Origin of the sequence: Mycobacterium sp. (assembly GCF_032162105.1) — a bacterium.
Taxonomy (GTDB): Bacteria; Actinomycetota; Actinomycetes; order Mycobacteriales; family Mycobacteriaceae; genus Mycobacterium.
Window position 1 is genome coordinate 17,822 of record NZ_JAVRPS010000273.1, and the last position, 10,432, is coordinate 28,253.

The 10,432-nt window shown below is 67.9% G+C and carries 13 protein-coding genes; 4 read left to right on the top strand and 9 right to left on the bottom strand.

Translation table 11 applies throughout. The features are described 5' to 3' along the window. Positions 1–36 precede the first annotated feature (36 nt). Entirely contained in the window at positions 37–561 is a 525-nt protein-coding gene (locus QOC69_RS13960) for a DUF3558 family protein (RefSeq protein ID WP_526440422.1), read from the bottom strand. Further along, positions 561–1,091, bottom strand: coding sequence for a DUF3558 family protein (locus QOC69_RS13965; protein WP_526440424.1), 531 nt, complete (start codon positions 1,089–1,091; stop codon positions 561–563). Before QOC69_RS13965 ends, QOC69_RS13960 begins: the two co-directional genes overlap by 1 nt. A gap of 165 nt (positions 1,092–1,256) precedes the next feature. On the opposite strand from QOC69_RS13965, the gene QOC69_RS13970 reads away from it, so the two are divergent. From QOC69_RS13970 to QOC69_RS13980, 3 genes are all read left to right on the top strand, one after another. After that, complete coding sequence (locus tag QOC69_RS13970; RefSeq protein WP_526440426.1) at positions 1,257–1,634, top strand: DUF3060 domain-containing protein; 378 nt, start codon at positions 1,257–1,259, stop codon at positions 1,632–1,634. Positions 1,635–1,688: 54 nt separating this feature from the next. Next, the gene (locus tag QOC69_RS13975) at positions 1,689–2,099 is read left to right on the top strand and encodes a DUF3060 domain-containing protein (RefSeq protein ID WP_526440428.1); all 411 of its coding nucleotides are present in this window, start codon (positions 1,689–1,691) and stop codon (positions 2,097–2,099) included. A 143-nt stretch (positions 2,100–2,242) separates the two neighbouring features. Next, positions 2,243–3,103: a COG4705 family protein gene (locus QOC69_RS13980; protein WP_526440430.1), complete on the top strand. Its 861-nt coding sequence runs from the start codon at positions 2,243–2,245 to the stop codon at positions 3,101–3,103. Here QOC69_RS13980 and QOC69_RS13985 read toward each other — a convergent pair. Genes QOC69_RS13985 through QOC69_RS14000 form a run of 4 tightly spaced genes read right to left on the bottom strand, consistent with a single transcriptional unit; the run spans position 3,044 to position 7,116 of the window. After that, a complete protein-coding gene (locus QOC69_RS13985) occupies positions 3,044–3,817 on the bottom strand; it encodes a crotonase/enoyl-CoA hydratase family protein (protein WP_526440432.1) in 774 nt (257 codons plus the stop codon). The two genes, QOC69_RS13980 and QOC69_RS13985, sit on opposite strands and share 60 nt — an antisense overlap. Further along, on the bottom strand, positions 3,814–4,548 hold the full coding sequence (locus tag QOC69_RS13990; RefSeq protein ID WP_526440434.1) for a PaaX family transcriptional regulator C-terminal domain-containing protein: 735 nt from the start codon (positions 4,546–4,548) through the stop codon (positions 3,814–3,816). Before QOC69_RS13990 ends, QOC69_RS13985 begins: the two co-directional genes overlap by 4 nt. Before the next feature lie 4 nt (positions 4,549–4,552). Continuing rightward, positions 4,553–5,491 carry an enoyl-CoA hydratase/isomerase family protein gene (locus QOC69_RS13995; RefSeq protein ID WP_526440436.1) on the bottom strand — a complete coding sequence of 313 codons (939 nt, stop codon included), beginning with the start codon at positions 5,489–5,491 and terminating at the stop codon, positions 4,553–4,555. Further along, positions 5,488–7,116 carry an acyl-CoA dehydrogenase family protein gene (locus QOC69_RS14000; protein WP_526440438.1) on the bottom strand — a complete coding sequence of 543 codons (1,629 nt, stop codon included), beginning with the start codon at positions 7,114–7,116 and terminating at the stop codon, positions 5,488–5,490. The genes QOC69_RS13995 and QOC69_RS14000 overlap by 4 nt, the downstream gene beginning before the upstream one ends. A 92-nt stretch (positions 7,117–7,208) precedes the next feature. On the opposite strand from QOC69_RS14000, the gene QOC69_RS14005 reads away from it, so the two are divergent. Further along, positions 7,209–7,544 (top strand): cupin domain-containing protein, encoded by a 336-nt coding sequence (locus QOC69_RS14005; protein WP_526440440.1) that lies wholly within the window; start codon positions 7,209–7,211, stop codon positions 7,542–7,544. Here the strand turns inward: QOC69_RS14005 and QOC69_RS14010 are convergent. From QOC69_RS14010 to QOC69_RS14020, 3 genes are all read right to left on the bottom strand, one after another. Further along, entirely contained in the window at positions 7,532–8,422 is an 891-nt protein-coding gene (locus QOC69_RS14010; protein ID WP_526440442.1) for a CE1 family esterase, read from the bottom strand. The two genes, QOC69_RS14005 and QOC69_RS14010, sit on opposite strands and share 13 nt — an antisense overlap. Beyond that, complete coding sequence (locus QOC69_RS14015) at positions 8,407–9,465, bottom strand: phosphatase PAP2 family protein (RefSeq protein ID WP_526440444.1); 1,059 nt, start codon at positions 9,463–9,465, stop codon at positions 8,407–8,409. The genes QOC69_RS14010 and QOC69_RS14015 overlap by 16 nt, the downstream gene beginning before the upstream one ends. 563 nt (positions 9,466–10,028) lie before the next feature. Then, positions 10,029–10,432 (bottom strand): hypothetical protein (locus tag QOC69_RS14020; RefSeq protein ID WP_526440446.1); only part of this gene is annotated, 404 nt, incomplete at its 5' end.

The following is a 10,432-nucleotide window of genomic DNA, read 5'->3' on the forward strand; positions in this document are numbered from 1 at the left end:
TCATCGCTGGTCCCGCAGTTGGGCCAGCGAACGACTCTAGTTCACCCGCTGTTGGCTGAGCTGGGCGAGATGCTCGGTGATCGAACACAGATCGGGCAGCATCGCCGGGTTCATCGTCTGGATCGACCAGGTGACGACGTCGCCGCCCTTGGCCACATAGATACTGCAGGCGTTGTCGTCGAACGCCTTGAAGCCCTTGTTGCCGTCGAGCGACATCTCCGTCAGGGTGCGGCCGGCACCCGCTTCGAGCTTCCGCTCGGTGTCCAGGTCGCTGCCGCGGTACCACCACGTCGAGATGCCCATGCCGACACCGAACGTGCCGATCGCGGTGTTCTCCTGCCAGAAGCAGCCAGCGTCGCTGTCCACCACCCTGGTGAACAGCGACGAGCCGATCAGCTTGGTGACGTCGGCGTCGGTGACGCCATTGCAGGGCTCGCTGCGGAACCCGCTGCCGGTCGCGGGAGCCGCGGGCCGCTCGACGTGGTCGGGTCCGCACCCGGTCAGGGCCGATGCGTACGCGACCGCCAGCGCGGCCAGCCAGCCGGCTGACGTCGCAACCATCACAGGTCCGAGGACAACGTCGCCGCCAGCAGCTTCTCGGCGGCCTTGCACGGCTCGCCCCCGGCCAGGGGACGGAACTGCACCCACCACGTCACCACGCCCGTGCCTGCCGCCGCGGTGGCCGAGCAGGCCGCGTGGTCACCGCGGAGTTCGGCCAGGAATGCGGGGTGACGCTCGATATCGGTGTCGGTGATCGTCGCTCCGCGTTGCGCGGCCAACCCGCGTTCGCGGTCGAAGCTGCCGGTCTCGAACCACGAGAAGACGACGTCGATGAGGCCGGTCTGCCGGGCCAGCACGTACTGACAGACGGCACCGCTGTAGGGCCGCACCACGCTCTGCGCGTCGAGAGTCTGCTGAATCGAGTCGTCGGTCAGCAACCCACAGCGGTTATCGACGTAGCCATAGCTACGGTCGGGGTCGGGAACGGCGGGCGTGGCCCGTTGGGCCGCACCCATGACGGTCTGCGAGCACCCGACGGTCACCGCCGCGGCGACCGTCACAGCAGCAAGTCCCTTGACCCGGCATCGCATCGCTGCACACGCTACCCAGCACCGCGGGGCCGAGCGACTCATACGATCAGCCCGACCCGGATTGAACGGGCGAACTGGTGTCACCGGGGCCCCACAGCAACGTAGGCTGCGGTGATCGAAGTTGATGGCCGTTCTACCCGAACCGCCGACGCGAAGGGGTCCACCATGCGAATCAGGACGTTTGGCGGGTTGCTGGCAGCGGGCGTGATCGCGGCGACGGCGACGGCTGCCGTCGGATCACCCGTCGCGCAGGCCAAGAACGGCGACACCCATGTCACGGGGCAGGGCATCACCCAGACCCTCGACTGCAACGAGTCGACGCTCTTCGTGATGGGTACCGGAAACTACGTCACCGCCAAGGGAACGTGTTGGGGCATAGCGGTTCAGGGGTCGTCCAACGTCGTCGTCGCCGACAACGTCATCAACGACATCGTGGTGTACGGGTCCGACCAGACGGTGCTGTTCCACAACGGTGATCCCTCCCTTTGGGATCGCGGTCGTGAGCTGGGTATGACCAACCGCATCGACCGGGTTCCCGCGTAGTCTTGGGAGCCACGGCGGAGCCATGCCGTGGATCTCCCAGGAAGTGAGAAACCCATGCGCGCGCACTCCCGCGGACTGGTCGGAGCCGTCGGCGCCGCCTTCCTCCTACTCGGCCTGATCGGCTGCGGTTCGGCGAGCAAGGACACCAACCCGCCGACGGCGACGGCGGGCACCTCGGGCGCGCAGGTCGAAGTCGGCAACACCATCAACTACGGATCGTTCGGCACGACGGCCGACATCGACTGCGCCGACGGCAAGTCACTCAACGTCGGCGGCTCGAACAACACCCTGACCGTGAAGGGCACCTGCGCCAGCGTGAACATCGGCGGCGCGGACAACAAGATCACCTTCGACAAGGTCGACAAGGACATCAGTGTCGTCGGTTTGAACAACACCGTCACCTACAAGGACGGCGACCCCAAGGTCGACGACCTCGGTTCGGGGAACGCGATCAGCAAGGGCTGAGCATCAGGGGCCCGCGCGCAGGTACTCGCAGCGGACTTCTAGTTAGCGCATAAGGCGCACACATCGTCGACTCCTACCGTCGGTCGAATCAGGGTGATCAACCGGTGACATCCCTGCGCGATCTTCGGAGGGAATGAAACGCCATGCGCGACAAGGCAGTAACTGTCCAGGTCGACGCGGAAACCGCCGCGGTCACGTCTCGGTGGACCCGGCCGGTCGGGGTCAAGGTGTCCGACGTCACGCCGTCGTTCTGGGTGCTCAAGCTACTTACGACCGCGCTCGGCGAAGCCGCGTCTGACTATCTTCTCGGTGCGTACCGAGTCGTCGGCCTGGCGGTCGGCGTCATCGGTTTCGCCGTGGCGTTGACCCTGCAGCTGCGCGCGACGCGCTATCACCCCGCCGTCTACTGGGCGACGGTGGCGATGGTGGCCGTGGTGGGCACCATGGCCGCGGACCTCGTGCACGGCGAATTGGGTGTACCACTCGCCGCGTCCACCGTCGCGTGCGCGCTCGGGGTAGCGGTGACGTTCTGGGTGTGGCACCGCGTCGAAGGCACCTTGTCGGTCCACAGCATCGACACCCGTCGCCGCGAGGTGTTCTATTGGCTGGCAGTGTCATTCACGTTCGCCCTTGGCACCGCCGCGGGTGACCTCACGGCCGATCAGGTCGGCCTCGGCTTCCTCGGGTCGATCGTCTTGTTCGCCGTCGTGATCGCGCTCCCCGCGATCGGCTACTGGAAACTGGGACTCGGCAGCGTGGTCGCGTTCTGGTGGGCCTACATCGCGACGCGTCCCCTTGGCGCCTCGGTGGCCGACTGGCTGGGCAAGCCCGCGAGCCACGGCGGTCTCGGTTACGGCGACGGTGTCGTTGCGCTGATGTTGTTGGTGGTCGCCGTCGGACTGGTCGGTGTCGTAACCTTCCGGCCGCAATCGTCGCGCCGGGGGTCAGGCCCGCGAGCCGTGACGACCGGCGCCGCCAGCGAATCTCTGTGCTCCGGCCAATGATTCGGCGGCGACCCGCGACAGGCTGGCGAACTCGGCGTCCATCGCCTCGGTCTCGGACATGCCCCACTGGTTGAGCGCCGACAGCCGGTCCGCGCGCAGGCACAGCTGCGGAAGGGCGGCGAGCTCGGCGGCCAGTTCCTCCGCCGCCGCGCGGGCCTCCCCCTTCGGCACGACGCGATTGGCCAGTCCCATGGCCAGCGCCTCCTGGGCTTCGACGCCGCGTCCGGTCAGGATCATGTCCGTGGCCCGGCTGTGGCCGATCAACCGCGGCAACCGCACGGTGCCCCCGTCGATCAGCGGTACGCCCCAGCGGCGGCAGAAGACACCGAACACGGCATCCTCCTCGGCGACCCGCAGATCGCACCACAGTGCCAACTCGAGGCCGCCCGCGACGGCGTAGCCGCTCACTGCGGCGATGACGGGTTTGGTCAGCACCATCCGCGATGGACCCATGGGCCCCGGCCCGGTGCGGTGCGCCGGGTTCATGTCGGATGTGCCGAAAGCCTTGAGATCCGCTCCGGCGCAGAAGGTTCCGTTGTCGCCCCACAGCACTGCCACCGACGCGGAGTCGTCGCGGTCGAACTCCTCGAACGCCGCGAAGAGCGCGGCGGCGGCGGGACCGTTGACGGCATTGCGCGCCTCGGGCCGGTTCATGATCACCGTCGTCACGGGTCCGTTGCGCTCGACCCGAACGCCGCTCTCGGTAGTGGTCATGTCGCCTCCATCAATTCGGTGTCGTCTCGCCGCGCCACCAGTTCGGCGGCGAAGTCCTGGTAGGCCGAGCGAAGCTCGGCGCCGGGCCAGTCGTCGGGCAGAAGCTCCGCGGGCAGCACCGGGTCGGTGAGCAGGTGCCGCACCATCCCCGCGGCCGCGACGAAGCGGCGGGGAACGTTGGTGGCCTCGGACATGTCGCCGAGTAGTCGGCGCCCGGTGGCAACCCACTCGGTCAGGTCCCAGAGCCGCGCGGTGAGACCGGTCGGGTCGCCGTCGCGGGCCTGCAACACCCGCACCCGACCGCGCAGGGAGTCGGTCAGCTCCAACTCGAGGTTTGCCGGCCGCATCCACACGCCCTCACGTAATTCGGCGAATCGCTTGTCGTGCAACGTGGTACGCAGCGACGCACGGGTGCGTGCATCGATGCCTACGCTGGTGATCACCAATGTGGTCCACGTGCCGTCCCACCGCCGCAGCCTGGGGTCCAGCGCGTCGTCCTGACGCCGTTGCCTGGCCAACAGCCGCTCGGAGAGCCGGTAACCGTCGGCTGACCGGACCAGGTCTCCCGCGCCGACCATCCGGGTCAGCGCCACCCGCAGTGTCGGTTCCCTGATGTCGAAATCGGCTGTCAGCGTGACCAGTTCGCTCACCGACGCCCAGGCCGGGTGCGCCCCGAGCAGCACGCTCAGCACCACCGACCTCGCCGTCAGACGGGAGAGCGCCCTGGGCATCCGGCTACACTCCGGAGGTCTTGCGGCCCGCGTCGCCGTAGGGTTCGTCGCGGCTCTTCACCGCGTCTCGGAAGCCGTGCTCGCGCGCCTCGGCGACGAACGCGTGTCCTTCTGGGGTGTGCCTGGCGACGCCGTCGAAGACGGTGCTCACCATCCGGCTGGTCGCAATGCCCTGGTTCAGCAACGCCGTGTTGAGCGCCAACTTGGCCATGATCAGCTGATTGACCGGCATGGCCGCAATGCGCTCGACGAGTCGTTCGGTGCGCTCGTCCAGGTCGGCCGGTTCCGGTGCCTCGATCGCCAGGCCCCATTCCGCGGCCTGGGTCCCGCTGATGCAATCCCCCGTGAACAGAAGGCGTTTCGCGCGCTGGTCACCCAGGCGGTGCGCCCACAGCCCTGCGGCGGGCACACCCCACACCCGCATGGGTGGATAGCCGATCTTGGCGTCCGAGGCCGTGATCACCTGGTCGGCGTGCAGGGCGATGTCGGTGCCGCCCGCGACGCAGTAGCCGTGGATCTTGACGACCGTCGGCTTGTCGCAATGCATCAGGCTCGAGAAGCCTCGGACGAACCGGCTCATCATCTGATAGTCGATCATCGGATCCCAGGGCTGTTCGGGCAGATGGTTGACCGCCTGGGTCTTGCCGGAGAGCACCGTGTCCTGGTACGGGCTGCCACCACCCGCGGACGAGGATCCCTCGGCGTATGCGGAGAGGTCGAATCCGGCGCAGAAGCCCTGCCCCCTGCCGGATACCAGGATCACGTGGACGTGCGGATCGAGATCGGCACGCTCGACGAGCGCCGACAACTCCAGCGGCGTGTCGGCAACGATCGCGTTGCCCTTCTCGGGGCGGTTGAAGGTGATTCGTGCCACCCGGTCCGTGACCTCGTAGGTCATGGTCTTCAGGTCGTCGAAGTCGACGGGCCTGATCGCGTGAGTCATCCCTTGACCAGCGCGCGCTCGATGATCGGCGCGAGGTCCAGTCCGGTGGGCAGCGTTCCGAACGCACCACCCCACTGCCCGCCGAGCCGGCTGGCCAGGAACGCCTCGGCGACCGCGGGGTGACCGTGCCGCACCAGCAGCGACCCCTGCAGCGCCAGCGAGATGTCCTCGGCCACCTTGCGCGCCCGGTACTGGATGGTCTCGAGATCGTCGAGTTGCGACCGCAGCGCCACGACGTGCGAGTCCAGCCGCGGGTCCTGACCACCGGTGCGGGACAGCTCGTCGAACAGCACGTCGACGCACTCCGGCCGGGTTGCCATGGCGCGCAACGTGTCCAGCGCGCTGACGTTGCCGGAACCCTCCCAGATGCCCATCAACGGCGCCTCCCGGTACAGCCGGGGCATGCCGGACTCCTCGACGTAGCCGTTGCCGCCAAGGCACTCCATCGACTCGGCGGCGTGCGGCGTGGCCCGTTTGCACACCCAGTACTTGCCCGCGGCCAGACCGATCCGGCGCAGCAGCGTCTCCCGGTCGTCGCCGCGCACCGCGTGGTCGGTGGCACCGGCCATCCGCATGGCGAGCATGGTGGCCGCTTCCGCCTCGACCGCGAGATCGGCGAGCACGTTGCGCATCAGCGGCTGGTCGATCAGATACGCGCCGAACGCCTTTCGGTGCTGCGCGTGGTGGATGGCCCGGGTCAGGCCGGTGCGCATGCTGGTTGCACTGCCGAGCGTGCAGTCCAGCCGGGTGAGGTTGACCATCTCGATGATGGTTGCGACGCCGCGGCCCTCCTCGCCGACCAGCCACGCCGTGGCTCCGTCGTACTCGACTTCGCTGGACGCGTTGGCGTGATTGCCCAGCTTGTCCTTCAAGCGCGCCAGGTTCATTCGGTTGCGGGTGCCGTCGGGCAGCACGCGCGGCAGGAAGAAGCAGCTCAATCCGCCGGGCGCCTGGGCGAGCACCAGGAAGACGTCGCACATCGGCGCCGAGGTGAACCACTTGTGCCCGCGCAACGAGTAGCTGCCGTCGCCGTTGGAGGTGGCCTCCGTGGTGCCGGCGCGGACGTCGGAGCCGCCCTGCTTCTCGGTCATCGACATGCCCGCGGTGATCCCGGCCTTAGTAGTCGGCACCTTCAGCTCGGGGTCGTACGACCGGCTGGTCAGCAGCGGCTCGTAGACGGCGGCCAGTTCGGGGTTGTGACGCAGTGCGGGGACGACGGCGTAGGTCATCGAGATCGGACAGATGTGACCGGCCTCGGGTGTCCACACCGAGGTCTTCGCGGCGCGCACCACGTGGGCGCCTGCGCGGTCGTCGGCCCATGGCGCGGCGTGCAGGCCATGGCCAACCGCGACGGTCATCAGTTCGTGGTAGGCGGGGTCGTACTCGACCTCGTCGATGCGATTGCCGTAACGGTCGTGGGTGCGCAGGATCGGCTGGTTGCGATCGGCAAGCTCCCCCCACCGTTGCGCCTGCGCGCCACCGCCGAGGGCGCCCAACTCGTTGACCTCGTCGAGGCCCCACTGACCGCCCTCCCGGATCAGGCCCTCGGTGAGCACCGGAGACGTGGCCGGGTTGTAGTTCTCCAGGGGCGGGACCTGATTGGTGACGACGTGCGTATCTCCCATGCCTCCATGTTACATTTTTCCGACAGCCGCACAAGAGTCGTAACACGGATACCGGGCTGCAAACGCGCACGCTCGCGGGCAAGGTGGATCGCGTGAAAGCGAATACCTCCGTCCGGGCCACGGCGCTCGACCTCGACCCGCAACCGGTCGCTCCAGATCAGGCGCTCAGCGGCCAACCCCGCACCGGCGTGCACACCCTGACGGAGTTCGGCGGCCTCGACGTCGGCGTGTGGGAGATGACGCCGGGGGTGATGAGCGATGTCGAATCCGACGAGGTCTTCGTGGTGCTGTCCGGTTCTGCCACAGTCGAATTCGCCGGCGAGGACGAGACGCTGCACATTCGGGCCGGCGACGTGGTGTGCCTGGCCGCAGGCGCCAGGACGGTCTGGTCGGTCACCGAGACACTGCGCAAGGTCTACCTCGCCTGACCTGGGTGGTTCGCGAAGAACGTCCAGATGACGCTCGTCGCGTTCAGCGCCGGTGACGGCGGGTCGGCACCCCCACGAACCTGCTGGCCGCCCGGCCACTGATGCCCGGCACCGTCGATGGTGATCAACGTGACGCCACGACCGTCGGCGCACGCAGCGCTCGACGTCGACACCGGTCCGTCGGTACTGACGGCCGGCGGTCCGCATCGGTCGACGCCCCGCCAGAACGCGTTGACGTCCGGCACCGACGGACCGTCTATGCCCGCGACGCCATCACACAATTGCCCGTCGTAGCGGATGTTGCGGTCCGCGGTGCCGTGGACGTGCACGACCGACGTCGGGCGGGGCGACGGGCACGGGTCGAGTTGGGTGGCCGCATCGGGTCCGATCGCCGCGAACAGATCGGTGTTGCAGGCCAACGTGTAGGCCATCATGCCGCCGTTGCTGATGCCCGTCGCATAGACACGGGCCGGATCGATGGCGAGGTTGGCGGCGACGTCGCCGACCACGGCGCTGATGAAGCCGACGTCGTCGACGTTCTGCCGCGCGGGTCGGCCGCAGCAGCCGTTGACGTTCCAGGCCCGGCCGACACCGTCCGGATAGGCCACGACGAACTTTGCGCCGTCCGCCAATTCATCCCAGCCGTAGGATCTTTCGGCCTGCTGCCCACTGCCGAAGCCGCCATGCAGCATGACCACCAGCGGTGCCGGTGAGGCCACGCCATCGGGGACGTACAGCCGGTACTCGCGATCCAGCCCGCCAACGCTCAGCGAATGCGTGGTCGAGCCAGCGCCGAATCCCGGCGGCTCCGCCGAACCGGATGCCGCGCAGCCGGCGACGAGCAGCGCTGCGAACAGAGCCGTCAGTCGTGCGGCCATGACTCCACGGTAGGGACCAACGTGCGGTCCCGCCGCCACGCGTCGTACCGGTTGATGGCGCAGATGACGGCCGCGGCGAACGCCCACCCGAGCACGATGTCGACGACGTAGTGCTCGGCGGTGTAGACCAGCGTGAATGCCATGATCAGCACGTAGGCGACCAGCACCGGCCGCCACCTGCGATGCACCCGGCGCCACAGGAACGCCGCCACTGCCGCCGTCATCCCGGCGTGCAACGACGGAATGGCCGCGACCAGGTTGACGCTGGCCTGACCCTGGTCGATCAGCGCCGTGGCCGAGTGCAGATTCAGCTTGCCCCAGCCGCGCGCGACGATCCGCTCCACCCAGGCGTTCGCGCCGTCCTGACTGGTCTGCATTCCGCCAAGCAGGCCGCCGTCGGGCACGCCCCGTGCGGACCGGAACATGCACCCCGGGCCGGACGGGCCGCCGACGACGTCGACGGCCGTGCAGCGGGCGGCCGCCCACGGCGGTGCGGCGGGCAGCAGCGCGTAGACGATCAGCGTCGCGAACGACAGTCCGACGAACAACCGGACGAACGCCTTCCACTCGTCCCGGTCGCGGAGCCACAGCACGCCAGCCACCACGTACGGCAGGACGAAGAACGACATGTAGACGGTGCTGATGGCGACCTCCCACCACGGCGCGTGTGGCAGTTTCAGCCGTTCCTGCAACCACACCGTCGGCATCGTCCCGAAGAACAGCCAGCGGTCCGCGTCAGCCTGCCAATGCCACAGCGTCGGCCGGCCGATCAGCGTCGCCGCTCCCCGGCTCACGTCGTAGGCGAGCAACACCAACGCGAACGGCAGCCAGTCGCGGATGACGTAGAGCATGCGGCGGCCCTGGCCGATGCTGGCGGCCAGCAGACCCGTCGCGATGTAGAGCAACAGCAGCTCGCGGTTGAACGCGAACCCGTCGGTCACCGTCCGGTAGATCACCGCAGCGGCCCATGCGGCGATCGCGACCCACCGCACGATCTGCAGCGGGCGCTCACGCGTCGAGACGGGATCCTGGACGCACGTCAATGCAATTGACGGTTGCTCGTCGATTGCCGACACATGAGCCTTTCGGTACCGGGAGGGAGTGATTCCCGCGATTAGCCTAGTTAACCGTCGCGCCACCGCCAGTTTGGCGGCAGTTCAGTTAACAAGGGAACGTCGCCGTCGCGTCCGGTACTGGTGGTTCGTCGACGCGCGCGATACCCGTTTCGCCTGGTTTCGAAAAAACCAAACACGGGCAAACAAGATCAGATACCAAGGGCAACTTTCTATAAAAGACGTTGACCCCGATAAACACCGCAAACTATGACTATGAGCAAACATCTCGATCACCACCCAGCAATGCATTTAGTGCGCTAAACTGACGAGGACGTCAGAATCCAGTTTGAGGAGCTGACCTGCGAGCCAGATCGCGTCCGCGGGCAGTCAAGTACTGACCGGGGGGTCGTGGGGATGATGAAATACGGCAATTTCGTGGGTCGAGTTGGAGCCCTCGCAGTCGCGTTGGGCGTGGGGTCTGCCATCGCCGCACCGGCGGGAATCGCGTGGGCGAACCCCGACACGACGAGCGACTCGCCGTCGGCGGACGGTCAGGGCGCCGTGGGGGGCACCGACGCCACCGACCCATCCGCCGATTCGGCACCTTCACAGAACGGGCAGCCCGGCCGGACCGACGCTTCGTCGTTGGGAACGACGACGTCGCCGACGACGTCGCCGACGACGACGGACGCCGACAAGGGTTCGTCGGAGACCGTCGCGGTGGCGCCCGGCGTGACGGTGTCGTCCTCGGGTGGCGCCCAGTCATCGACCCACGACACCGTGTCGAATCCAGCCGAGCCGACCGACGGCACCGCCGGCCAAGCCGACGCGTCCGTCCAATCGGACACCACGGCCACACCGGCAACCTCGCCGTCACACAACAAGTTCCGCGACAGCGGGATGCCGTCGGACACAGCAATGTCGTCGGCCCCCGCCCCAAAGCCAACTCCGTCGA

What these genes read in the sequence shown, in the direction of transcription:
- QOC69_RS13975 (WP_526440428.1), top strand. Translation starts at nt 1,689, where the DNA reads ATGCGCGCGCACTCCCGCGGACTGGTCGGAGCCGTCGGCGCCGCCTTC.
- QOC69_RS14010 (WP_526440442.1), bottom strand. Translation starts at nt 8,422, where the DNA reads ATGGCCGCACGACTGACGGCTCTGTTCGCAGCGCTGCTCGTCGCCGGC.
- QOC69_RS13995 (WP_526440436.1), bottom strand. Translation starts at nt 5,491, where the DNA reads ATGACTCACGCGATCAGGCCCGTCGACTTCGACGACCTGAAGACCATG.
- QOC69_RS13985 (WP_526440432.1), bottom strand. Translation starts at nt 3,817, where the DNA reads ATGACCACTACCGAGAGCGGCGTTCGGGTCGAGCGCAACGGACCCGTG.
- QOC69_RS13980 (WP_526440430.1), top strand. Translation starts at nt 2,243, where the DNA reads ATGCGCGACAAGGCAGTAACTGTCCAGGTCGACGCGGAAACCGCCGCG.
- QOC69_RS13990 (WP_526440434.1), bottom strand. Translation starts at nt 4,548, where the DNA reads ATGCCCAGGGCGCTCTCCCGTCTGACGGCGAGGTCGGTGGTGCTGAGC.
- QOC69_RS13960 (WP_526440422.1), bottom strand. Translation starts at nt 561, where the DNA reads ATGGTTGCGACGTCAGCCGGCTGGCTGGCCGCGCTGGCGGTCGCGTAC.
- QOC69_RS14000 (WP_526440438.1), bottom strand. Translation starts at nt 7,116, where the DNA reads ATGGGAGATACGCACGTCGTCACCAATCAGGTCCCGCCCCTGGAGAAC.
- QOC69_RS13970 (WP_526440426.1), top strand. Translation starts at nt 1,257, where the DNA reads ATGCGAATCAGGACGTTTGGCGGGTTGCTGGCAGCGGGCGTGATCGCG.
- QOC69_RS13965 (WP_526440424.1), bottom strand. Translation starts at nt 1,091, where the DNA reads ATGCGATGCCGGGTCAAGGGACTTGCTGCTGTGACGGTCGCCGCGGCG.